At 58.1% G+C, this 23,704-nt stretch carries 26 protein-coding genes; 23 read left to right on the top strand and 3 right to left on the bottom strand.

From position 1 onward, the window contains the following. Nucleotides 1-27 precede the first annotated feature (27 nt). Nucleotides 28-306, bottom strand: a complete 279-nt coding sequence (locus tag R5R33_RS14395) for a peptidylprolyl isomerase (protein ID WP_318953393.1) — start codon at nt 304-306, stop codon at nt 28-30. Between the two features lie 97 nt (nt 307-403). Beyond that, nucleotides 404-1,321: a KPN_02809 family neutral zinc metallopeptidase gene (ypfJ, locus tag R5R33_RS14400; RefSeq protein ID WP_318953394.1), complete on the bottom strand. Its 918-nt coding sequence runs from the start codon at nt 1,319-1,321 to the stop codon at nt 404-406. A 185-nt stretch (nt 1,322-1,506) separates the two neighbouring features. Between ypfJ and R5R33_RS14405 the strand changes: the two genes are divergently transcribed. From R5R33_RS14405 to R5R33_RS14510, 22 genes are all read left to right on the top strand, one after another. Continuing rightward, nucleotides 1,507-2,076, top strand: a complete 570-nt coding sequence (locus R5R33_RS14405; protein WP_318953395.1) for an LON peptidase substrate-binding domain-containing protein — start codon at nt 1,507-1,509, stop codon at nt 2,074-2,076. Between the two features lie 80 nt (nt 2,077-2,156). Next, on the top strand, nt 2,157-4,829 hold the full coding sequence (locus R5R33_RS14410; protein ID WP_318953396.1) for a DUF2339 domain-containing protein: 2,673 nt from the start codon (nt 2,157-2,159) through the stop codon (nt 4,827-4,829). Nucleotides 4,830-5,006: 177 nt separating this feature from the next. After that, on the top strand, nt 5,007-6,293 hold the full coding sequence (locus R5R33_RS14415) for a glutamate-5-semialdehyde dehydrogenase (RefSeq protein WP_318955744.1): 1,287 nt from the start codon (nt 5,007-5,009) through the stop codon (nt 6,291-6,293). Beyond that, nucleotides 6,290-6,958: a nicotinate-nucleotide adenylyltransferase gene (nadD, locus tag R5R33_RS14420; protein ID WP_318953397.1), complete on the top strand. Its 669-nt coding sequence runs from the start codon at nt 6,290-6,292 to the stop codon at nt 6,956-6,958. The genes R5R33_RS14415 and nadD overlap by 4 nt, the downstream gene beginning before the upstream one ends. Nucleotides 6,959-6,990: 32 nt before the next feature. Next, the gene (gene rsfS, locus R5R33_RS14425; protein ID WP_318953398.1) at nt 6,991-7,353 is read left to right on the top strand and encodes a ribosome silencing factor; all 363 of its coding nucleotides are present in this window, start codon (nt 6,991-6,993) and stop codon (nt 7,351-7,353) included. A 6-nt stretch (nt 7,354-7,359) separates the two neighbouring features. Next, nucleotides 7,360-7,836 (top strand): 23S rRNA (pseudouridine(1915)-N(3))-methyltransferase RlmH, encoded by a 477-nt coding sequence (rlmH, locus tag R5R33_RS14430; protein WP_318953399.1) that lies wholly within the window; start codon nt 7,360-7,362, stop codon nt 7,834-7,836. Between the two features lie 240 nt (nt 7,837-8,076). Continuing rightward, on the top strand, nt 8,077-9,993 hold the full coding sequence (mrdA, locus tag R5R33_RS14435; RefSeq protein ID WP_318953400.1) for a penicillin-binding protein 2: 1,917 nt from the start codon (nt 8,077-8,079) through the stop codon (nt 9,991-9,993). Beyond that, nucleotides 9,986-11,131, top strand: coding sequence for a rod shape-determining protein RodA (gene rodA, locus R5R33_RS14440; RefSeq protein WP_318953401.1), 1,146 nt, complete (start codon nt 9,986-9,988; stop codon nt 11,129-11,131). The genes mrdA and rodA overlap by 8 nt, the downstream gene beginning before the upstream one ends. A gap of 156 nt (nt 11,132-11,287) precedes the next feature. Then, complete coding sequence (gene mltB / locus R5R33_RS14445) at nt 11,288-12,277, top strand: lytic murein transglycosylase B (RefSeq protein WP_318953402.1); 990 nt, start codon at nt 11,288-11,290, stop codon at nt 12,275-12,277. 145 nt (nt 12,278-12,422) lie between these two features. Beyond that, nucleotides 12,423-13,322: a septal ring lytic transglycosylase RlpA family protein gene (locus tag R5R33_RS14450; protein WP_318953403.1), complete on the top strand. Its 900-nt coding sequence runs from the start codon at nt 12,423-12,425 to the stop codon at nt 13,320-13,322. A gap of 77 nt (nt 13,323-13,399) precedes the next feature. Then, a complete protein-coding gene (locus R5R33_RS14455) occupies nt 13,400-14,551 on the top strand; it encodes a D-alanyl-D-alanine carboxypeptidase family protein (RefSeq protein ID WP_318953404.1) in 1,152 nt (383 codons plus the stop codon). Nucleotides 14,552-14,738: 187 nt separating this feature from the next. Continuing rightward, nucleotides 14,739-15,020, top strand: coding sequence for an HP0495 family protein (locus tag R5R33_RS14460; RefSeq protein WP_318953405.1), 282 nt, complete (start codon nt 14,739-14,741; stop codon nt 15,018-15,020). Continuing rightward, nucleotides 15,020-15,754: a lipoyl(octanoyl) transferase LipB gene (gene lipB / locus R5R33_RS14465; protein ID WP_318953406.1), complete on the top strand. Its 735-nt coding sequence runs from the start codon at nt 15,020-15,022 to the stop codon at nt 15,752-15,754. The genes R5R33_RS14460 and lipB overlap by 1 nt, the downstream gene beginning before the upstream one ends. After that, nucleotides 15,747-16,796 (top strand): lipoyl synthase, encoded by a 1,050-nt coding sequence (lipA, locus tag R5R33_RS14470; RefSeq protein ID WP_318953407.1) that lies wholly within the window; start codon nt 15,747-15,749, stop codon nt 16,794-16,796. Before lipB ends, lipA begins: the two co-directional genes overlap by 8 nt. Before the next feature lie 521 nt (nt 16,797-17,317). Beyond that, nucleotides 17,318-17,701 carry a hypothetical protein gene (locus R5R33_RS14475; RefSeq protein WP_318953408.1) on the top strand — a complete coding sequence of 128 codons (384 nt, stop codon included), beginning with the start codon at nt 17,318-17,320 and terminating at the stop codon, nt 17,699-17,701. 100 nt (nt 17,702-17,801) lie between these two features. Then, complete coding sequence (locus R5R33_RS14480) at nt 17,802-18,419, top strand: SEL1-like repeat protein (RefSeq protein WP_318953409.1); 618 nt, start codon at nt 17,802-17,804, stop codon at nt 18,417-18,419. A gap of 80 nt (nt 18,420-18,499) precedes the next feature. Further along, nucleotides 18,500-18,721, top strand: coding sequence for a hypothetical protein (locus R5R33_RS14485; protein WP_318953410.1), 222 nt, complete (start codon nt 18,500-18,502; stop codon nt 18,719-18,721). Nucleotides 18,722-18,791: 70 nt separating this feature from the next. Then, nucleotides 18,792-19,310 carry a hypothetical protein gene (locus R5R33_RS14490; protein ID WP_318953411.1) on the top strand — a complete coding sequence of 173 codons (519 nt, stop codon included), beginning with the start codon at nt 18,792-18,794 and terminating at the stop codon, nt 19,308-19,310. A 136-nt stretch (nt 19,311-19,446) separates the two neighbouring features. Next, the gene (locus R5R33_RS14495; RefSeq protein WP_318953412.1) at nt 19,447-19,926 is read left to right on the top strand and encodes a GFA family protein; all 480 of its coding nucleotides are present in this window, start codon (nt 19,447-19,449) and stop codon (nt 19,924-19,926) included. 43 nt (nt 19,927-19,969) lie between these two features. Further along, nucleotides 19,970-20,362 (top strand): hypothetical protein, encoded by a 393-nt coding sequence (locus tag R5R33_RS14500; RefSeq protein ID WP_318953413.1) that lies wholly within the window; start codon nt 19,970-19,972, stop codon nt 20,360-20,362. Nucleotides 20,363-20,460: 98 nt separating this feature from the next. After that, nucleotides 20,461-20,886, top strand: coding sequence for a GFA family protein (locus tag R5R33_RS14505; RefSeq protein WP_318953414.1), 426 nt, complete (start codon nt 20,461-20,463; stop codon nt 20,884-20,886). A 65-nt stretch (nt 20,887-20,951) separates the two neighbouring features. Continuing rightward, entirely contained in the window at nt 20,952-21,551 is a 600-nt protein-coding gene (locus tag R5R33_RS14510) for a class I SAM-dependent methyltransferase (RefSeq protein ID WP_318953415.1), read from the top strand. Nucleotides 21,552-21,632: 81 nt separating this feature from the next. Here the strand turns inward: R5R33_RS14510 and R5R33_RS14515 are convergent, their stop codons facing one another. Next, on the bottom strand, nt 21,633-21,923 hold the full coding sequence (locus tag R5R33_RS14515) for a DUF1540 domain-containing protein (protein WP_318953416.1): 291 nt from the start codon (nt 21,921-21,923) through the stop codon (nt 21,633-21,635). Nucleotides 21,924-22,227: 304 nt separating this feature from the next. Between R5R33_RS14515 and R5R33_RS14520 the strand changes: the two genes are divergently transcribed. Next, nucleotides 22,228-23,694, top strand: a complete 1,467-nt coding sequence (locus R5R33_RS14520; protein ID WP_318953417.1) for a catalase — start codon at nt 22,228-22,230, stop codon at nt 23,692-23,694. The last annotated feature ends 10 nt before the right edge of the window (nt 23,695-23,704 follow it).

Genomic DNA, 23,704 nt, shown 5'->3' on the forward strand with positions numbered 1-23,704 from the left:
ATAGTTCGAACTTCGAATCGCTCAGTTTTAAGAGCGGCTGGTCACTTCCAGCAGGTGATAACCAAACTGGGTTTTCACCGGGCCGTGTACCTTGTTCAGCTCACCGCTGAAAACCACCTTGTCGAATTCCGGCACCATCTGACCCTGGCTGAATTCACCCAGATCGCCGCCACTGCGGCCGGAAGGGCACTTGGAATATTGCTGGGCGATTTTTCCGAAATCCGCGCCGTCTTCGATCTGCTTTTTCAGATCCAGACATTGGGCTTCGCTATCTACCAGAATGTGGCGGGCTGTTGCTCTTGGCACAGTGGTCTTCCTTTTTTAAGTGAATGACAAAAATTTTAAGCGCGGAAGCATAGAGGCTGATGCGCTCAGCGGCCAGGCCAATAGTAAAGAAGTTTTGTTACTGCCCGGCCAGCGCGGCAAACGTATTGCACTTGTTCACATCGCCGGTGGTAAATCCTTGCTTGAACCAGTAGGCGCGCTGCTCGGCGCTGCCGTGGGTGAACGCATCCGGGGAGACTACGTGGCCGGTGCGGCGCTGCAGGCGATCGTCGCCGACGGCGGCGGCGGCGCGTAGGCCTTCTTCGATATCACCGGGTTCCAGCATGTTGCGGTCGCGGTGGGCGTAAAATGCCCAGACACCCGCGAAACAATCTGCCTGTAATTCCAGCATCACCGACAGGCGATTGGCTGTCACCTTGTCAGCGCGCATGCGCGCCTGCTGCACTTTCTCTGAGGTTCCCATCAGATTCTGCACATGGTGGCCCACCTCGTGGGCGATCACATAGGCGAAGGCAAAATCGCCCGGTGCCCCCAGCTGTTTCAGCTCGTTCAGGAAACTGAGATCCAGGTACACCTTGGCATCACCCGGGCAATAGAACGGACCCACAGCCGCAGTACTGAGACCGCAGGCGGAGCGCACGGCGTCGTTGTAGAGCACCAGTTTGGGCGTGACATATTGCGAGCCCGCCTGCTGAAACAGGTTGCCCCAGGTATCCTCGGTATCTGCGAGCACCACCGACACAAATTGGGCGACCTCATCTTCCGGTCCCGCCTGGGTGCCCGGGGCGGTCTGGCTCTCTGGTCCCAGACTTGGCGGTTCGCTGTGCCTGCTGCCGGAAAACAGATTGCCGCCAAAGTAGTACAGGGCTGCCAGTGCCAGCAGGATCAGCCAGCCTTTCTTGCTGCGGAGCAGGAAGGGCGCCAGCGCCAGCAGATTGCCGAGGCCGCCGCCCAAGCCGCCACCGCCGCCGCCGGGGGAGGGTTCTCCGCGGCGGTCTTCCACATTCGAACTTCTGCGACCCTTACGCCAGCGCATGGTGTACCTCTTGATTCACATCCGCGTATAGATTTCAGCATAGAACAGCTGGCGCGGTTTTCTGTTTTACCTTCGTGACCTTATCCTTACGAGGCAGGTAGCAGTGGTATCTTTGTCGCCTTATCGGGCCAATTTAGGACCCAACGGGCTGTGTATGACTTGATCTCGGGGCGGATATTTTGTCGTTGATTCCTCTTTTCCCTCTCCACATGGCGCTGTTTCCCGGCGTGACCCTGCCGTTGCGGATCTTTGAGCAGCGCTATCTTCGCCTGGTTACCGAATCCCTCAAGACCGACACCGGCTTTGGCGTTGCGCTGATCCGCAGCGGTCGCGAAGTGGGGCCGGCGGAGGTCTGGCCCCTCGGGCTCTATGTGCGTATCGTCGACTGGAGTCAGGGTGAGGAGGGGTTGCTGCACATCGAGGTGGTGGGGGAGTCGCGATTTCGCGTGCTGGAAACCTACCCCGAGGAAGATGGCCTGCTGATGGCAGATGTGGAATGGCTGCCGGATGAAGAGCCCCACCCGGTACCCGAAAGCTGCGACGGCCTGCTCGCAGTGCTGAACGAACTGAAGCAGTACGCCGCTGTGCTCTCGCTGAAGTTTGCCCCGGTAGAAAGTGCCGAGGCGCTGTCGTGGCAGCTGGCGCAATTGTTGCCGCTGGATGACGCGGTGCGGTTGGAACTGCTGGCCAGTCACGATCCTCTGGAACGCCTCGCACATATCGCCGCCAATCTGGATCAGTGGGCCCGGCAGTAATTCCTCGGGATGCCCCTGTGAGCATGGCTGCGAAAAACACCAAGTACTGAAATAACCATAAACGGACGTTTTGCGGATATATGGATAATCTGGTTTTGCTCGGCGTGCTGCTGTTTCTGACCGTGGTAGTCGGGTCCTTTATGGGCATTTTTGCCTTTGCCGAAGTAAAAAGCCTGCGCGGCGAGGTGCGCAGGCTGCGCGCCGCCGTCGAGTCCGCATCCGGAGCTTCTTCCGAGAGCGGACCTCCCCCCATCGCACCTGCGGCGCAAAGCGTCGCGGCGCCGCCGATAGTGATCGCCCCCGTTGAGACACCGTCGTCTGTTGATATACCGGCAACCGGCCAATTCGCGGCAACCAGCCGGCACAAGCAGCAGGACTTGGATGATGTTGTTGCCGATACCGCCGGGGAATCTGCCCCGCGTGCGGTTCCGCCCCTGCGGGAGGGGTTCTGGGAGCGTGTACAGCAGAACTGGATGGTGTGGCTGGGCGGTGCCTGTGTGGCGCTGTCCGGTATTTTTCTCGCGCGCTATGGCATTGAGCAGGGGTTGCTGGGGCCGCGGGTGCGGGTGGCGCTGGGGCTGATCACCGCACTGGCGCTGTACATCGCCTCGGAAGTGCTGCGCCGCCGAACCGGCGGCAGCCATCCCACCTTTGCCGCACTGGCGGGGGGGGGCGCGATTACTGCGTTCGCCGCCATCCTGTCGGCGGTGCACCTGTATCACTTGGTTGAGCCCGGCCTGGCGTTTGGCATGCTGGCGGTGGTGGCGCTGCTCACCATGTGGCTGGCGCGCTTGCACGGCCCTGTGCTGGCGGCGATTGGCATGCTCGGTGCCTATTCGGTGCCAGTACTGGTGTCCACCGGTGGCGGCAATGTTGTCGGCGCCATGGTCTACGCGGTGATCATTAGCGTCTCGGTGCTGCTGTTGCTGCGCCATGTCTACCGCAGCTGGTTGTGGCTCGGGCTGCTCGCGGGCGCGCTGCTGTGGTGGCTGATTTCGCTGCAGGGCCATCAGGCGGATGGCTGGCGCGGCCCCTACCTGGCGGCACTGGCTTACCTGCTGCTTTCCGTGGTGCCCGGGGACTGGTTGCTGCAGCAGAACGCGGGAGACGGCGAGGGCGATATTAGCTCCGCATTCGCCAGGATCACCCAGATGTTGCTGCCCAGTCTGCTGCTACTGCTAACAGCCCAGTGTCTGTCTATTTTCCGCGAGGGCTTCCCGTCTGCGTCTCTGGCATCCGCGCTGTGGGCGTGGAGTCCGCTGGTTTTGGTGCTGCTGATTGCCGCTCGCCGCCGCACACAGCTGGCACCACTGCCCTGGCTATTGCTGCTCGGGCAGCTGGCGGCGTGGCTGGCGGGGCGCCTCGACCGGTGGGAGGGTTTGCCAGTGCAATTGCTGCCGCTGCCGCCGGACAAGCAGGGCGTGTTCCTGGCATTTCTCGCGATTACTGCCGCACTGTTTTCCGCTTTCGCCCTGTTTAATTACCGCCGCGGGTTGGCCCGCTTCTGGTGGGCGTCGCTCGCGGTGATGGCACCACTGCTGTCGTTGCCAGTAGGTTATTTACTGGCGGGAGACGGGTTGCCGCTCTACTGGTGGTGCCTGTATGCGGCGGTATTTGGCGCCGTGTTCCTGTATCTCGGCAGTCGCGGCGCGGGCCAGGGTTGGCACAAGTCCATGGTGGTGTGGCTGTTTATCGGCGGGCATTTTGCCTACAGCCTTGCGGCCTGCCTGTGGCTCGAGCAGGCGAGCCTGACACTCGCGCTGGCGCTGCAGGCGGTATCGCTGGCTTGGATCATCCGCAAGTTCGAGATGCCGGCACTGGGCTGGCTGCTGAAGGGGGTGTTGTTGCTGGTTGTGGTGCGTCTGACCCTGAATCCGTGGCTGCTGAGTTACGGCGACGACAGCCACTGGTCGCTGTGGACCTACGGCGGTTCCGTCCTGTGTACCTGGCTTGCCACCCGCATCCTGCGCGACCGGCAACCGGCACTGGTGCGCTGGGCCGAGGCGGCGGCGTTGCATCTGCTGGTACTGGCGCTGTGGGCAGAGAGCCGCTACTGGCTGTACGACGGTCACGCCTTTGCCGCGCACTACAGCTTTACCGAGGCAGTGATCAATATGTGGCTGTTTACCGGCTTGGGGCTGGTGTACTACCGCAAGAGCCTGTTGGCCGGCAGCTTCTCTCGCTGGTACGACGGCTACGGGCGACTGCTGATACTGGCGGCGGTGGCCAACTATGTGGGGATTCTGCTGGCCACCGCCATCAGCGAGCCCTGGGTTTGGAGTTCGATCGGCGAGCGGCCCCTGCTGAACATGTTGCTGCCGGCGTTTGCCGGTCCCGCGCTGCTGGCGTGGCTGGTGAGCCGCTGGTACCTGCCGGGGGTGCGACGGCCGGCGGGACTGGCGTCGGCATGTGCCGCGTTCATCTGGATTTCGCTGGAGGTGCGCCACCTGTGGCAGGGGGATATCCGCCTTGACACTTCGGCCTCCACCGGCGAGTTGTACACCTATTCGGCGGTGTGGCTGTTGCTGGCGGTGGCGGCCATCCTGTTCGGCAGCTGGCGCGGCTGGCGCAGTTGCTACCGAGGAGGCATGGCGGTGCTGGCGCTGGTGATCGTGAAACTGTTCCTGGTGGATATGTCCGGGCTCGAGGGGCTGCTGCGGGTGGCCTCATTTATGGGCATGGGGCTGGCTCTGCTGGGAATCGCCTACCTGCACCAGAAACTGGGGCGTGTCAGCGCCGGTCGGAGCCCATAAACGCATTTCTTGGGGGCAGTAATCCCGCGAGGTTACGGTATACTGCGCGGCCGTTTTCCGGGGGCCGTTTATGTGCGTGTTTGGAAAATGGGTGGGATCGAGGCAGATCCATACGTTTTTGCGTAAATTGAATGGAGATCAGCAGTGAATAGTGTCAGTGACAGTGTCGCAACAACCGTGCCGGCAGATGGACAAGCAGATGGGCAAGGTAGTACCGAAGCCACCATGCAGGCCATGGGTCGCGCCGCGCGCGCCGCTGCGCGCCTGATGGCACGCGCTGATACCGCAAGCAAAAACGCCGCCCTGAAAGCCATCGCCGCCGAGCTGGATGTTCAGCGACCGCAACTGGCGGCGGCCAATGCCAAAGACATGCAAAGGGGCCGCAACAACGGCCTCGACGCCGCGCTGCTGGACCGCCTGGAACTGAACGATGCGCGCATTGACGCGATGATCGACGGGTTGATTCAGATTGCGGAACTGCCGGACCCGGTGGGTGAGGTCAGCGACCTCAAATACCGCCCCAGTGGTATCCAGGTGGGCAAGATGCGGGTGCCACTCGGTGTGGTGGGGATCATTTACGAGTCCCGCCCCAATGTGACCATCGATGCCGCGAGCCTGTGCCTCAAGTCCGGCAACGCGACGATTCTGCGCGGTGGCAGTGAGGCACTGTATTCCAACGGCGCCATTGCCGCCTGCATCGCCGCCGGCCTGAAGCGGGCGGGGTTGCCGGAAACCGCAGTACAGGTGGTGAATACCACCGACCGCGCCGCGGTGGGCGCACTGATTTCCATGCCGGAATACGTGGATGTGATTGTTCCCCGCGGCGGCAAGGGCCTGATCGAGCGCATCAGCCGCGAGGCGCGGGTGCCGGTGATCAAACACCTCGATGGCATCTGTCATGTATACCTGGATGACCGCGCCGACCCGGAGAAGGCGTTCAATATCGCACTGAACGCGAAGACCCATCGCTATGGCGTGTGCAACGCCATGGAAACCCTGCTGGTGGCCGAGGCGGTAGCGGCGGAGTTCCTGCCGCGACTGGCGAGCGCCTACATTGATAAAGGGGTGGAGCTGCGCGGTTGTGAAAAGACCTGCGCCATCCTGCCCCAGGCCCTGCCGGCCACGGAGGAAGACTGGGCCACGGAATATCTGGCGCCGGTACTGTCCATTCGGGTGGTGGCGGATATGGATGCGGCGATGGACCACATTGCGCGCTACAGCTCCGGGCATACGGAATCCATCGTCACCGAGGACTACAGCCGCGCGCGCCGCTTTTTGGCGGAGGTGGATTCCAGCTCGGTGATGGTCAATGCCTCCACCCGCTTTGCGGACGGTTTTGAATACGGACTGGGTGCGGAAATCGGTATCAGTACCGACAAGATCCACGCGCGCGGACCGGTGGGCCTTGAGGGTCTCACCTCACAGAAATGGATCGTGTTCGGGGACGGGCACATCCGCCAATGAGTAATCCTTCGTCAGCGCTACCGCGCTCGTTGAAGACTCTCGCCCTGTTCGGCGGCACCTTTAACCCGGTGCACTTCGGCCACCTGCGCATGGCGCTGGAACTGAAGGAAGCGCTGGGCTTTGACGAAATGCGCCTGCTGCCTTCCCACCAGCCGGCGCACCGAGCCGAGCCGCGGGTGAGTGCCCAGGCCCGGCGTGACATGCTGGCGCTGGCACTGGAGGGGTGTCCCGAGCTCGCATTGGACGATCGCGAACTCGCGCGGGATGGACCCACCTATACCGTGGATACCCTGGAAGGATTGCGGGAGGAGCTGGGGGAGGAGATCTCCATCAGCTTCTGCATGGGGCTCGACTCACTGCTCGGCCTGCCCGGCTGGCACCGCTGGGAGCGCTTGCTGGAACTGGCCCACCTGGTGGTGGTGACCCGTCCCGGCTGGCACATGCCGCGGGACGGTGAGGTGGCGGAGTTGCTGGCCCGCCACTGCGGAACCATGGACGACATTCGCGGGCATTCGGTAGGGCGCATCCTGGTAAGGGAGCAGACCCTGCTGCCGATTTCCGCGACAGGTATCCGCAGCCTGATCGCCAGCGGCCGCTCGGCGCAGTTCCTGCTGCCGGAGCGGGTACTTAACTACATTCAGATTCATCAGCTCTACCGGAGCTAAAAGCAGGGGCTTCGGCCCCAGATATAGGTGTTATGACTGATCTCAAATCGATTGCCGTAAACGCACTGGAAGACCTCAAGGGCCAGGACATCACCGCCCTCGACGTATCCGAACTCAGCGATGTGATGGATACCCTGATCATCTGCACGGGCACCTCCAACCGCCAGGTGAAGTCCCTGGCCAACAACGTGGTGGAAGATGGCAAAGAAGCCGGCTTCCGCCCCATCGGCGTCGAGGGGATGGAAACCGGCGAGTGGGTGCTGGTGGACTACGGTGACGTGGTGGTGCATGTGATGCAGGCGGAAACCCGCCGTTTCTACGACCTGGAAAAACTCTGGTCCATGACCCCGAACACCCGCAACAACGCGGATGGCAGCGATCCGCACCGGGACTGATCGTCGGTGAAAATCAGGATACTGGCGGCCGGCGGCAAGATGCCCGCCTGGGTGCAGGAGGGCTACGGTGAGTACGCCAAGCGCCTGCCCCGGGAGCTGACCCTGGAAATGGTGGAAATTCCCCTTGGCAATCGCGGCCAGAAAAATGCCGCGGCGCTGGTGGAGAAGGCCCGCCAGAAAGAGGGCGAGGCCATGCTCGCGGCGATTGGCGCGCGGGATCATGTGGTGGCACTCGAAGTTACCGGCAAGGCCTGGAGCACCGAGCAACTGTCGCAAGAGCTGGCGGGCTGGCAGATGTCTGGCGACAATGTGTGCCTGCTGATTGGCGGCCCCGATGGCCTTTCCAGGGAGTGCCTGGCGCGGGCCAACCAGAAGTGGTCGCTGTCGGCACTGACCATGCCGCACCCGTTGGTGCGGGTGTTGCTGGCAGAGCAGTTGTACCGCGCCTGGACCCTGCTGGCCGGGCATCCCTACCACAAATAATTTTTTACCAGATCACCGGCAGGCCGTATTTCCGACCGCGAATACAGGCTACCTGCGCTTGACGAAATCCGGTTGAACTTGCGCGCGCAGCCCCTGTCTTAAGCGGCTGGCGCAGGCTCCTTTTGCCGGCTCGCGGTCCCGCCGGGGCGAATGTCCAGGCGCAGGAGACTCCGCAGGGACGATAAACTTGTGTACACTTCGTGGTCATTTTCGCGCCACCGATGATCCCACTTCACCGAAATGTCTGAAAACCTGCGCTTCAAAGACCATCACACCGAGCAGCGACTGTTTCGCAACCGTATGCTGGTGGCCATCATCGGCGTGGCGGCGCTGCTCGGCGTACTGGTGGCGCGGCTGTACAACCTGCAGATCGTCAATTACGAAAACTATCGCACCCAGTCGGACGAAAACCGCATCCAGGTGCGACCGGTGCCCCCCACCCGCGGCCTGATCTACGACCGCAACGGCGTATTGCTGGCGGATAACCGCGCCAGCTACACCCTTGCCATCGTGCGCGAGCGCATCAAGGATCTGGACGCCACCCTGGAACTGCTCGGCAATCTGGTGCAGATGGACGATGACGACGTGGAAAAATTCAAACGTCGCCTGCAGCGCCGCCGCCCGTTCGAGCCGGTGCCCCTGCGCTATCGCCTAACCGAAGAGGAAATCGCCCGCATCAGCGTCAATGAATTCCGCCTCCCCGGGGTGTCCGTGGAAGCAGAACTGGTGCGCTATTACCCGGAAACAGAACTGTTCGCCCACAGCGTCGGCTATGTGGGGCGCATCGCCGAGCGGGATCTCTCCGCGTTTTCCGAAGAGGACGTGCGTCGCTACCGCGGCACCCAGAGCATCGGCAAGGTGGGGCTGGAGCGCTCCTACGAGGACCTGCTGCTCGGGGAAGTGGGCTTCGAAAACGTGGAAACCAACGCCCGCGGTCGCGTGCTGCGGGTGCTGGAGCGCCATGATCCTAAGCCCGGCGCCGAGCTGACCCTGCACCTGGATACCCGCCTGCAGCAGGTGGCCACCGATGCCCTCGGCGAACACCGCGGCGCCGTGGTGGCCATCGATGTGAAGACCGGCGGCGTGCTGGCGTTTGTGAGCAAGCCGTCTTACGACCCCAACCTGTTTGTCACCGGCATCAGCTTCAAGGATTACAGCGAACTGCGGGACTCGCTCGACGTACCGCTGTTCAACCGCGTGGTGCAGGGCCAGTACCCGCCCGGCTCCACCTTGAAGCCGATGATGGGCCTCGGTGGCCTGGCCGCCGGGGTGATCACCGCCAATACCCGTGTTGCGGATCCCGGTTTCTTCCGCCTGCCCAACGATTCCCGCATCTACCGCGACTGGAAGCGCTGGGGCCACGGCAAGAGCATCGACTTGATCGAGGGGCTGGCGCAGAGCTGCGACGTGTATTTCTGGGATATGGCTTCGCGCTGGAATATCGATGGCATGCACGACATCGCCACCCGCTTCGGTCTCGGCGACAAGACCGGTATCGACCTGCCGCGGGAGTATCCGGGGATTTTCCCGTCGCGGGAGTGGAAGCGCGGTGCACGCGGCGCGGCCTGGTACCCGGGTGACAGTCTGAACGCGGTTCTGGGGCAGGGCTTCGTGCTGGCCACGCCGCTGCAACTGGCGGTGATGACCGCCACCATCGCCAATCGCGGCACCCACTACCGCCCGCAGATGGTGATGGCCATCGACGGTGTGGAACAGCCGCCGGAAGTACTGCACCACGTGGAGGCGCGCCCGGAACACTGGGATCTGGTGTTCAAAGGCATGGAGCAGGTGGTCAAGGCCGGTACCGGTAAAAATGCCGGCGCCGGGCTGGATTTCCGGGTGGCCGGCAAGTCCGGCACCGCGCAGGTGGTGGGTATTGCCCAGGGGGCAAAATACGACTCGGAGGCACTCAAGGAGCGCCACCGGGACCACGCCCTGTTCATCGCCTTTGCACCGGTGGACGACCCACAGATCGCGGTGTCGGTGCTGGTGGAGAACGGCGAGGGCGGTGGCCGGGTTGCGGCGCCGGTGGCACGGGAAGTACTGGCCGACTGGATGCAGCGGCCGTTTGAAGATACCGCCGGCCTGTCGTCCTGGCGGCCGCCGATGGCGCCGCTGACATCAACACCGTTTGAGGAGGTTCGCGTCCGTGGCTAGTCGCGACTATATGCACCGGCTGCCGGACGCGGGCAGCAGCCTGCGCCGCCCGGAGAGTCTCTCCCGTCGCTGGCATATCGACCTGCCGCTGTTGCTGCTGTTGCTGATTCTGGCGGGGGTGGGTCTGGTGGTGCTGTACAGCGCCTCCGGCGAGGAAATCCACTACGTAAAGCGCCAGGCAGTATTTATGGGCCTGGCATTTACCGGCATGGTGATTGCGGCGCAGATCCCGTTGGAGTTTTATCGCCGCTGGTCGCCCTGGTTCTATCTCGGCGGCTGCTGTCTGCTGGTGGCGGTACTGTTCGTGGGGGTGGGAGCCAAAGGGGCCCAGCGCTGGTTGCAGATCGGCGGTTTCCGTTTCCAGCCTTCCGAGGTGCTGAAGCTCGCAGTGCCCATCTCCGTGGCGGCCTTCCTGCACCGGCGCACGCTGCCGCCGTCGCTCTTCACTATCGTGGGCGCACTCGCGATTATCGGGGTGCCCGCACTGCTGATCGTGCGTCAGCCGGATCTGGGGACGTCTATCCTGATTGCGGCGTCCGGTATCTTCGCGCTTTATCTGTCCGGCCTCAGCTGGAAAATGATTGGCAGCGCCGGGCTGCTGGCTGCTTTGGCCGCCTGGCCCATGTGGATGTGGGGCATGCGGGACTACCAGCGACAGCGGGTGCTCACCCTGTTCAACCCGGATGCGGACCGCCTCGGTGCGGGCTGGAACATCTTTCAGTCCAAGGCCGCTATCGGCTCTGGCGGTTGGGCGGGCAAAGGCTATATGGAAGGTACCCAGTCACAGCTGGACTTCCTGCCGGAGAGTCATACGGATTTCATCATCGCCGTACTCGCGGAAGAGTGGGGCATGCGCGGGGCGCTGATTCTGCTGACCCTGTATCTGCTTATCATTGCGCGGGGCATCTATATTAGTTTTACGGCCCAGCATGTCTTCGGACGCCTGCTGGCGGGCAGTATCACCCTCACATTTTTCGTGTATGTGTTTGTGAATATCGGTATGGTCAGCGGCCTGTTGCCGGTGGTGGGGGTACCCCTGCCGCTGGTGAGTCATGGCGGGACCTCGGTAATCACGCTGATGGCGGGCTTCGGTATCCTGATGGCCATCAGCACGGAAAGACGCAGAGTACTTTTTTGACCCGCAATCTGATTTGTTTCAGTAGCGGTTCAGGCCGGCTTCATTTTTTGTCGTGTATCGTGCCACTTTTTGGCGCTTTTGCAGTCACAACAGCGAATTGATTCTAATAACGAAAGAAGTTGCCGGAAGTACCTTATGAGAACAGGAGCGGTTGTTTTGAAGTGGACCACCGGATTATTGGCGGGCTTGGGACTTGTCCTCGGTGCTTGCGCGCAGGAGCAGGGGCATGGTGAAAACGCCCAGGCCCAGGCCTTTGTGGATTACATGGTGGCCGAACACAACTTCAACCGCGAAGAGCTCCAGGCCCTGATGCAGGAGGCCAAGCGCAAGGACTCCATTCTCAACGCAATCAAGCGCCCGGTGGAAAAGGCCAAACCCTGGAAGGAATACCGCGAGATTTTCATCACCAGCGCCCGTATTCATGGCGGTGTGGACTTCTGGGACAAGAATGCAGAAGCGCTCAAAAAGGCGGAAGAAAAATACGGTGTGCCACCGGAGCTGATTGTCGCCATCATCGGCGTGGAAACCCGTTACGGCGGCAATATGGGCAGTTACCGGGTGCTGGATGCGCTTTCCACCCTGGCCTTCGATTATCCCCGGCGCTCCAAGTTTTTCACCAAGGAACTGGAAAACTACCTGCTGCTGACCCGGGATGAAAAAATCGACCCCACCTCACTGAAAGGCTCTTACGCCGGTGCCATGGGATTCGGGCAGTTTATGCCCTCCAGTTATCGTCACTACGCGGTGGACTTTAACGGTGACGGCCGTGTGGATATCTGGACCGATACCGAAGACGCCATCGGCAGCGTCGCCAATTATTTTGTCGAGCACGGCTGGAAAGCCGGCGAGCCGGTGACCGTGATCACCCAGCCGGCGCCGAATGCGGACATGACCATCGTCAACGATGACCTGGAACCGAAATGGACCGTGGGCGAACTGGAAGCCAAGGGTTTCCCCACCACCGCCCAGGTAACCAAGGAAATGCCCGCCAATGTGTTTTCACTGGATACCCGGGATGGGGAACAGTACTGGATTGGGCTGAATAATTTCTACACCATTACCCGGTACAACCACAGCCGCCTGTATGCCATGGCGGTGTATGAACTGGGCCAGGAAATCATCAAGGCGCGCGGTGGACGCTCCTGATTTCGGCGACAGCCTTCACAATCTAAAGTATTAAAACGCGCCGGGGACCGATACAGTGTCCGGCACCGGCTAAAACTAAAAACTCGAATAACGAGTATGAAAATCGCGGTTGTGGGCGCTGTTTGTCCTGCACCGGGGGGAAGCCATGAAAAAAACAATTGCCCTGGGCGCAGCCCGGGTTAGCGCTGCTTTTTTGCTGACATTACTCACCGCCTGCAGCAACGTGCCAGTGAAGACCGCGGATAAGCCCGCGGACAAGGGTGAAGTCCCGTTTGACCAGCTCCGTGACGGTTACCCGGATATACCGGTGGATATGTTGGCCACGCCGGAAGTGACGCCGGTGCGCGAGCCCATCGGTGTCGCCGGAAATAAATCGCCCTATGTAGTGGATGGCGTTCGCTACAAAGTGCTGAACAAAGTTAAGGGTTACCGTGAGCGCGGCCGCGCCTCCTGGTACGGCACCAAATTTCACGGGCGTAAAACCGCGAATGGCGAGGTCTACAATATGTACGCCCTGTCTGCGGCGCACAAAACACTGCCACTGCCCAGTTATGCGAAGGTGACCAACCTGGACAATGGCCGCAGCGTCATTGTGCGGGTCAACGACCGCGGTCCCTTCGTGCCGGGGCGGATCATCGATCTCAGCTACACCGCCGCACAGAAGCTCGGTTACCTGAATAACGGTACGGCACGGGTGGAGGTAGAAGCCCTGGACCCGGACAGCCTGCCAAGTGCTACCCAGACGCTGGCGGTGGAAAAAGACGCCGCTGCGCGCAAGGGATTGCCCCAGGACGCCAGTTTCAAACTGCCGGAGAACACTTACCTGCAGATTGGCGCGTACAGCTCAGCGAGCCAGGCGGAAGATATCCGCGGCCAGCTTGCCGCTGCATTCGGCTATCCTGTACTCGTCAGCCCGGTCAAGAGCGGAGAAAAAATGCTCTACCGGGTGCGTATTGGGCCCATCGCCCAGCAGCGGGTACTGGCCGCATTGCGGGAGTCCGTAGAGCAGAAGCAATTCGGACAACCCCAGGTCGTGGTGGACTAACCGTTCCACCCGCAACGCTTATTCCGGCGGGAGCCGGAATTTTGACACCCATTGAACGCAAGGATAAAGAGACACCCATGTTCAAACGCTTATTTGCCTGCCTGCTCGTGATTGTCAGCACCAGTAGTGTGGCCCAGGCCGATAAACCGCTGATTCCCGCACCGCCACAGCTGGCGGCGACAGCCTACATTCTGATCGACGCCCACACCGGCCAGGTGCTGGTAGAGCAGGACGCCGACAAGCAGATTCCCCCGGCCAGCCTGACCAAGATGATGACCAGCTACATCGTGTCGGAAGAGCTGGATAAAGGCGCCATCAAGGAACAGGATCCGGTGAATATTTCGGAGAAAGCCTGGCGCATGGGCGGCTCCAAGATGTTCGTCAAGGTCAACGACAAGGTGCCGGTGATCGACCTGCTGCGCGGGGTCATCATCCAGTCCGGTAACGATGCCAGCATCGCGCTGGCGGAGCACGTTTCCGGGAGCGAAGAGGTATTTGCCGAGGTGATGAACCAGCAGGCCGAGCGTCTGGGCATGACCTCCACCCACTTCGTGAACGCCACCGGCTGGCCGGCTGAGGGTCACATGACGACCGCCCGCGACCTGGCTACCCTGGCGCGCGCGCTGATCAACGACCACCCGTCTCACTACGCGCTCTACTCCGAGAAGTATTTCCGCTTCAACGGCATCAACCAGCCCAACCGCAATCGCCTGCTGTGGCGCGACCCTGCGGTCGACGGCATCAAGACCGGTCACACCGAAGAGGCCGGTTTCTGCCTGGTGGCCTCTGCGGTCAAACGCGGTATGCGTCTGATTTCCGTGGTCGTCGGCACCGACAGCGATGAGAAACGCGCCGCCGAGACCCAGAAACTGCTGGCTTACGGCTTCCGCTACTTCCAGACCCACAAGGTGTATGGTGCCAACGACGTACTGCAGACCGAGCGCGTATGGGGTGGCAAGGCCGACACCGTGGGCGTAGCGGTGCAGAACGACGTCTTCGTCACCATCCCCCGCGGCGGTGAAGAGAGCATCAAGGCCGACCTGATCGTCGATGGCGAGCTGAAAGCGCCCCTGGCCAAGGGCCAGCAGGTAGGTAAAGTGATCGTGACCCTGGACGGGCAGACCGTTGCCGACGTACCTGCGGTGGTGGCGGAAGATGTGGAAGAGGGCGGCTTCTTCAAGCGTCTGTGGGACTCCATCAAGCGCTTTGTGATGGGCTTCTTTCAGTAACAGATACTGAAAATATACGCACTATCCCGGCGGCATCTGCCGCCGGGTTCTCTTCAAAGCCGTTTCTCCTGCAATCTTTCTTCCCTGTCCAGCCCCCTGTCGGCACTGTATAATCGCCGCCCGGCCGCAATCCCCGCTGGGTTCGCCCCGCGTCTCCACTTCCGACCTGCGGCCCTGTGAGTGTGGTATGACCCAGGATTCAGAACAGCAGCCCCCGAAAATCGAATTTCCCTGTGAAGACTACATGGTCAAAGTCGTGCGCGACAGCGAAGGCCATGTGCACGAATTCGTGCTCGAAGTCATGCGCCGCCATGTGCCGGACCTGGATGAATCCAGGCTGAAGCACACGCCGAGCCGCAACGGGCGCTTCACCTCCATGACCTTCTTCATTATCGCCACCGGCGAGCCGCAGCTGAAGGCTCTGTTCGAAGAACTCAAGGCCCACCCGGGCGTGCATATGGTGCTGTGATGGGTGCTGCTATATCGGTGCCGGCACCGGCGATCTGCAATCTGGGCCGGCGCGATTACGAAACCGTATGGCGCGCCATGGCCCACTACACCGATACCCGCGGCAATGAGGCCGGGGATCAGATCTGGTGCGTTGAACACCCCCCCGTATTCACCCAGGGCCAGGCCGGCAAGGCGGAGCACCTGCTCAACACCGGCGACATCCCGGTGGTACAGGTAGACCGCGGCGGCCAGGTCACCTACCACGGCCCGGGGCAGTTGGTGGTTTACCCACTGCTGGACCTGCGCCGCGGCAAGATCGGCGTGCGCGACCTGGTGAGTGCACTGGAAGACGCCACCGTGGATATGCTCGCGGAATACGGCATCGCTGCAGCGCCTCGCGCCGATGCCCCCGGCGTGTATCTCACCGAGGGACTGCGCGCGGGCAACAAGATCGCCTCCATTGGCCTGCGCGTGCGCCGTGGCTGCTCCTTCCACGGGATTGCGATCAATATCAATATGGACCTGGCGCCGTTCCTGCGCATCAATCCCTGCGGCTATGCGGGCATGCAGATGGTGCAGATGGCGGAGCTGATCCAGCCAACCCCGGAGTGGTCGGGTGTGGCAGAGAAATTTGTCGCCGCGCTGGCGCGCAGGCTGCAATTGCCGGAGGCCCAGTGGCAGCCGGTAGACGAGAACCTTTTTGCGGTGCCCGGAACAGCGTCCGCTGCACCATCAGGAACAAGCAATGTCTGAACGTTTTGATGCCGACAAGCCGGAAATCATCGCCACCTCGGCCGCGGTGGAAACTGCGGCCCCGGAAATCAGCCCGGTAAAACGCACCCGCCGCCTGCAGCAGGGGGAAAAACTGCGCGATGGCGACAAGGTTGAACGTATCCCGGTGAAGGTGATCGCCAGCGACCAGTTGCTGCGCAAGCCGGACTGGATTCGCGTCAAGGTGCCGTCGGTCAAGGCGTCCCAGGAAGTCGATCGCATCAAGAGCATCCTGCGCTCGCAGAAGCTCGCCACCGTGTGTGAAGAGGCCAGCTGCCCTAACCTGGGCGAGTGTTTCAGTGGCGGTACCGCCACCTTCATGATCATGGGCGAGATCTGCACCCGCCGCTGCCCCTTCTGCGACGTGGGCCACGGCAAGCCGAACCCGCTGGATCCGAACGAACCCCAGCACCTGGCGGAAGCCATTGCCGCCATGAGCCTGCGCTATGTGGTCATCACCTCCGTGGACCGCGATGACCTGCGCGACGGCGGTGCCCAGCACTTTGCCGACTGTATCAAGCGCTCTCGCGAACTGTCGCCGAACCTGCAGGTGGAAATTCTCACCCCGGACTTCCGCGGCCGTATGGAAGTAGCGCTGGACATCCTCGAGGCCGAGGCCCCGGACGTGTTCAACCACAACCTGGAAACCGTGCCGCGCCTGTACCGCGAGTCCCGCCCCGGCGCCAACTACAAGTGGTCGCTGAAACTGTTGCAGGAATACAAAAAGCGTCGCCCCGACGTACTCACCAAATCCGGCCTGATGGTGGGCCTCGGTGAGACCCGCGAGGAAATCTTCGAAGTGATGGACGACATGCGCGCCCACGATATCGACATGCTCACCATTGGCCAGTACCTGCAGCCGAGCAAGGAGCACCTGCCGGTACAGCGCTACGTGCACCCGGACGAGTTTGAAGAGTACCGCCGCTACGCCGAGCAAATCGGCTTCAAGCACGCCGCCTGCGGCCCGATGGTGCGCTCCTCTTACCACGCCGACAAGCAGGCACACGGCGAAAAAGTCAGCTGAATTTCCCTCCGAAAAGTAAGTCACAGCGTTCGTCGTTACACCCAGCGACGAACCGTACTTAGTCCAAGAGGTGGGAGCGTCATACCAAGGTCATGACGCTCCCCACCGACGATCACTCCCGCAATGTACACAGGATCAGACTGCCGAATTGAGGTGTAGCCCCTCCTTTGAGCCCCTGACCCGAGTCAACTTCGACCATCCCCCTTTATTCCAATATTCGAGTCCCCTGCAGTAGATATTCCCGTCGTGTTCAGATAACCATGGCGTGTGTACACCGAATTGAGCGGCGCAAGTATTTGATTTATAAAGACTGCGATACTCCAAACAAAGCCATGTGAGAGGCCGTAAACAACGGCAAGAGGCTTGTTTTCCTGGCGGGCTATTTTAATGAGCCTCTCTAACTTATTGAATTTAAATAATTTTATTGGTTCTTTGGGTGGGGCGATGAGATGTGCACAAGCCTCTGGCTGCACGAGCCTAGGGCTAATGAATAAAACTGCTAGTTTTTCTGGGGGGGAAGTGTGGAGCTTTCAAATATTCAAAAGTGGTTTTTATTCGAGCTACAGTACTTTGATATGTCGCTTCCTCTCCTTTTGTGCAACATCGAAAGAGCTTCCCCTGAAGTCGATGAAATCAATAAATATGAAATTTCTCAAGAATTAGTACTTACTATGAATGAAAAGGGTTTGGTTGACCTTTATGAGATAGATAAGTCAGTAATCCCTGAGTATGATTTAACCAGCGCGCGGGCCATTAGTGGTTCTGAGTTAAAAAAATTTATTTGTGATTCCATAAGGTGGGTGAATCAATATTCACATGATGGCAAGTACCGATATGCGTTTGCAACAACAGAGGAAGGCGATAATTTAATAGCAAGAATTAACTGGCCCAAAGCAAAAAAATAACAAGCAGTTGTAATCGCCGCGAAATGCGCGGCTGAGGCGGCTTCCTCTACGCTCCAGTCGCCCCTAAACCGAGCTTTATGCGTCAATATAAGGAAATGTAATGCGATCGATATTGCCAATCTTTATTTTTCTTTTTGGAAATGTTGTTTTTGCGAATGGTTCGGACAAAGAAATTTTACAAAATCTTAGCCTGAATGAAGAAATGGGTAGGCTAAAGGATATTTGTCCATCGGAATTGTATAGTAAAACGGATTTTGTTTTTAAAGATCGAATTTCGTATTGCCGAGAAAGAAAAGGTGATTGCTTGTCTAAATGTGAAGGCGGTGATCCCAATTTCTGCTTCGGTCTGGGGAATGTGCTGCAAGAGGGAGGGATCTTGGAACTATATCCTGAGCTTCTCTACGCTAAAGCATGTAAGGAGGGGCTCGTAATTGCATGTACTAATCGAGCGGCAGGATTGATGCGATTCGAAGCAGAATCAAAGCAAAATTGCTACTCTTCTACATTCAAACTAACCTGCTCGAAAGATGATGCTTGGGGTTGCGCGATGTACGGACTGGTTCTGCACGAAGGTAAAGGTTTTAAGAAGAACGATACTCTTGCGTTAGAAGTTTTGGATTCGGCGTGTAAGTTTGATGTGGAAAGTCAAGCTTGCCAGTATGCGCAGCAGCTCAAGAGTAAAATAGCTGAGTCACGGAATGCGGTAGTGGAAAAGTGAAAGCATATAACAATTCAAGGAAAGCCGACGTGCTATCGCATGCACCTTTTTGAGGCGTTAAATGCTCTCGGAGTCGAGCAATGATTGAGTGGACGGGAAACCTAGAGGATGATTGCTGCGCAATGTGGGGCGGTTTATTTCTGCACGTCGAAGAGATGGATCGAAATTTATGGTGGTGGGCAGTTTACGATGCCGAAGACGAGATCATCGATACCTCGAATAATTACGAGAAAAAGTTTAAAAATGGTAAGGACACTCGTCTCGCGGCTGAGATCGCAGCTAAAACCTATGTCGGCATTTAACAAATTTTGGTTACCGATAATTTGGCGCTGCGCACCAATGTGCGGCAACAAAAAGCGTTATGCGTAAAAGATGATCCGTGGTATTTACGAACAGTATTGCTGGTTAGAGGTTGATGAGCCGGTATTAGGTTTCGTTGGAGAGGTCTTAAATGCAAACAGCGGAAACCATCTCTACATTACCGCTTTCGATAGTGGGCATATATCTCCGGCTGAGGAAGAATCGAAGAAAGGATGGGTTTCTCAGGGGGAGGTAATGGTTAGCCCGAGGTTGGGGCGAAATACGGAGGTACCTTACGATAACTTCGATGAATGGTATTTCTTTCCAAGCCTCATCAACTTTCCAAAGGAACAGAAAGTGTTTGTTAACTACGGCCGTTTTTCGTTGGTGCCAGTTAAAGAGCAGCTGAAACGCTTTGATTCAACATGGGGGCCTGATTCACTTGATTGGCTTCAGTCTCTACAAGATCAGTTCTGGGAGCAGATCATGCGCCTAGAACCAGAAACATATGTGGCCATGGGTGACCGAGGTATTGTGGTTTCAAAAAACCTACCGCTGTTGGAGAGAATACGTGCATCGCGTAACAAGTAGCTCCATAGGACCACAAAATTCGAGCGGCTTTTAGCGCATGGATTTGCAATTGTTGCGAAATCGCTGCCCTCCGTTTCGGCCCGTTGAGCATGGGCATTAGGCTTCCAAGTGCCCAATTAAGAGGAAATTATTATAAATGAACGCGAGCGGTAGAAATAAGGGTAAGTGCATCTGCGGAGAAGTCGAGTATGAACTGACAGCAGTTCCAATGTTCGTGCATTGCTGTCATTGCACCTGGTGTCAAAGGGAAACCGGTTCGGCTTTTGCAATCAATGCACTTATCGAAGCTGATGAGGTTCAATTAATACAGGGTTATCCTGAAAAAATTTATGTTCCGAGTAATAGTGGCATGGGGCAAAAAATTAGCCGTTGCCCTTCGTGTAAAACCGCTCTTTGGAGTAATTATGGCGCTGCAAAAGACGCTGTATGCTTTATTCGTGTGGGAACACTTAACAATCCAGACGTATGTCCGCCAGACATACATATTTTCACATCTACAAAACAGAAGTGGGTGGAACTAAACAACACCGTGCCAGTTATGGACGAGTACTATCAAAGGAGCAAGTATTGGCCTGAGCCGAGTATTGTGAGGTATAAACGTGCCAATAAAGCCTAGCAAGGTAGTGTTGCAGGCTTGCTATTTTCAAGGAGATCTCTCAATGGTTAAGAAAATTATTACACACCTCCTCGCGCTAAGTGCTGGAGTCGCGGTGACCGTTTCTATCATGGCCATGTCAAAATTTGGTGTAAAAGAAGGGGCGTCAGCGGATATGACGGTGGTAGTGTATCGAGTGGCTGAGGAGCTGATGGGGCCTAAAATGATAACTACCGATTCCAGGTTCAAAGCTTCCTTGGATACAGCAGAGGGGAAACGTGTAGAGCTATCTATAGAGGGAGTTAATTCGCGGTCATCAAAAACTATCTCCTACCAGAATGTCACGGTAAATGGGACAAGTGTGAAAATTGATTCAAATGGTACCGCCCTGGTCGATGATATTATGGTCGTTCTGGTCGATCACTCTAAGTATGAGGTGGAGGTCGCAGCGCGGTAATGGCTAACAAGCGCGGAAACAATTGCGCACTACTTGCACTGGATTCATAACAAGTCGCTTACCCGTGCGGTGAGCACTAAAACTATTGGGGTCCGAATATGAATCAAGAATTGAAGGCGGCTAAAGGCCAATGTTTATGTGGATCTGTCAAATTTGAAATTGATGGCGAAATCTCATCATTTCATATTTGCTATTGCTCAAGATGTAGGCATTCTACCGGTTCGGCCCACGCGTCGAATATGTTTACTAAACCTGAAAGTGTTTCCTGGCTTTCCGGTGAGGAATTCATACAGCGCTTCGAGTTGGAATCAGCCAAAAGTTGGGCAAAGCAGTTCTGTAAGGTTTGCGGCTCGGGTGTTCCATATTTGAATCGCTCGGGTACATTTCTTGTCGTGCCTGCCGGTAGTCTTGATGACAATATAAATATCAAGCCGGATGATAGAATTTTTTGTGAGGATAGGTCTGCTTGGGTTGAGGGTATCCAGAATAGTCCTGAGTTCCCGGCCCTCCCGGATAAGTTTTAACAAGCGAGGCAGTTCGTTCGGGGAAAAACTTGCGAAGCGATACTGCATAATTTGGCCTGCTTGCCATGAAGCCAATAGATATTGGAAAAACGTACGATAAAATTACCCATCTTTGGGAACGGGTAGGGTTCAACCGAGATGATGGGATAGCGCAGCATAGGCGAGCCTTGTCATTCGTAAAAAATCGAGGCAAGGCGCTGGATGTAGGCTGTGGCTGTACCGGCAGATTTATCGATCTGCTTGAACGTGAAGGGTTTTCTCCTGAAGGTGTCGATATCTCCACGGAGATGCTGGCTTTGGCTCGGAGTCGACACCCGGAGGTGGCGTTTCATCACAAGGATATATGCGATTGGGTAATCCAGGAAAGCTACGACTTCATTACGGCCTGGGATAGTATTTGGCACATACCCCTCAGTGAGCACGAGAACGTCTTACAGAAGCTGGTTTCCAGTCTCAACCCGGGCGGTGTGTTGATTTTTTCGTTTGGTGGTACCGGTGAAAAAAGCGAACATACGGACGATGCGATGGGGGCGGAGGTCTATTACTCAACCCTGGGTACCAATGGATTTGTTGACTTGTTAATTAGCCTGGGCTGTACCCTCAGGCATCTTGAATACGATCAGTATCCCGAGTTGCATGCTTTTGTAGTCGTGCAAAAAGGCTAGCAATTGCATTGAGCCGTCTATAGAAAAGCCTCCCGTGAATTGGATTTTCCGCGAGGCTTTTTTTTGCAGAAATACGGCGTTTCAGTGTGCGTAGGTCAGGCAGTTTACCGTGTCGCCGCTATAACCCAGTTCGATCTTGTCCGCTCCACACTCAAAGTCGTCATTGTGGCTGCAACTGGTAATCTTGCAGGCACCGACACCGGCGATGCGCTCCCGTTTGGTGTGGCTGCTGTTACTGAAAAATGTGTCGCAATCCGGCTCATCACCATCGCCGATGGTGATGGCGCGGGCATGGCAGGCGGAGTCGCTATTGTAGGCGCACTCGGTGGCTGCGCAGCGGCTGACTTCGGGCATATCGGTGGCGATGATCATGGCGCAATTCTCACTGGATTATTCTCGGGAGAACAAACTCCCGCTTTGAGCCTAGGTCAGTGTCGGTAGGTGTCAAATGAATGCGTCAAACGATTGGCACAAATTGCTCCTGATCATTGGGTGATGTTGGTACTTGTCAGTCACGTTATTCACCGGCTCTCTTGACCTGAATCAAGCGTCACATTCGCGAGGAGGGAAGAATCCCCGCTCTGCTTTTCGCTGTGTTTTGCCAACTCACCGGCTCACAAGGCTGGGAAGAGGGTGGAAAGATGCAGGAGGTAGCTTGAATGAAAGAGGTATTTTCATGAGCCACACCAAGCTGACCACGTCCGCCGGCGCACCCATTGCCGATGACAACAACAGTATCTCCGCCGGCCCGCGTGGATCACTGACCTTCGATAACTACCGCGTGTTTGAGAAACTTGCCCACTTCAATCGCGAGCGCATCCCGGAGAGAGTAGTGCACGCGCGTGGCACCGGCGCCTACGGTACCTTCCGTCTGAGTAAAGACCTGAGCGACTGGACCATTGCGGATTTTTTGCAGAAAGCCGGCACCGACACCGAAGTATTCGTGCGCTTTTCCACCGTGGGCGGCGGCCAGGACTCCAGCGATTACGCTCGCGACCCGCGCGGATTTGCGGTTAAGTTCTACACCAAAGAGGGCAACTTCGACTTGGTGGGTAACAACACCCCGGTGTTCTTTTTGAACGACCCGTCCAAATTTCCGGATTTCATTCACTCGCAGAAAAAAAATCCGCGCACCAATCTGCCCGACCCTGCGGCGAGTTTTGAATACTGGGCCAACCACCCGCAGTCCCTGCACCAGATGACCATTCTGATGTCCGATCGCGGCATCCCGCTCAGCTACCGCCATATGCATGGCTTTGGCTCGCACACCCTGAGTTTCTGGAACAAAAAGGGTGAGCGTTACTGGGTGAAGTGGCACCTCAAAACCCTGCAGGGTATCAAGAACGTGCGCAGCGAGGACGCGGCCGACTATCCCGCATTCGGTGCGCAGCAGGATCTGGTGGAATCCATCGACCAGGGCGATTACCCCAGATGGAAAGTGCAGCTGCAGATTCTCTCGGAGGCGCAGGCGCAAACGTTGTCGGTGAATCCGTTCGACCTCACCAAGGTCTGGCCCCACAGCGAAGCGCCGTTGATGGATATCGGCGTGCTGGAACTTAGCCGAAATGTTGACAATTATTTTGCCGAAACCGAACAGGCTGCGTTTGCGCCCAGCAACCTGGTGCCCGGTATCGGCGCTTCGCCGGACAAAATGCTGCAGGCAAGACTGTTCGCCTATCAGGATGCGCACCGCTATCGTGTGGGCGCCAACGTCAACAATATCCCGGTCAACGCGCCGAAATGCCCTGTGCATCACTATCAGCGCGACGGGGCATTTGCCGGCATGTGTCCGGTCAGCGGCAAGGCGCCAAATCAGGGCAGCGAGGTGAACTTCTACCCCAATGACCGCAGCAAACTGGGCGCACCGGTAGCGGTGCCGGAAGTTGCCGAACCGCCGATGCCACTGGAGCAGGACGCCTGGATTGCGCCCCATAGCCAGGACGACGAGGACTATTACTCCCAGGCCGGTGCGCTGTTTCGTCTGATGAGCGACGACCAGAAGCAGCAGCTGGTGGACAATATCGCGGCAGGCCTCGCTCGGGCGAATGCGTCCATTCAGGCGCGGATGCTGCAGCAGTTCAACAAGGCTGATGCCGCCTATGCGGAAATGGTGAAAATCGCACTGGCGACGGCTGCGGAGTAATCTAATTCTG

This window comes from Microbulbifer pacificus (assembly GCF_033723955.1).
Lineage (GTDB): Bacteria > Pseudomonadota > Gammaproteobacteria > Pseudomonadales > Cellvibrionaceae > Microbulbifer > Microbulbifer pacificus.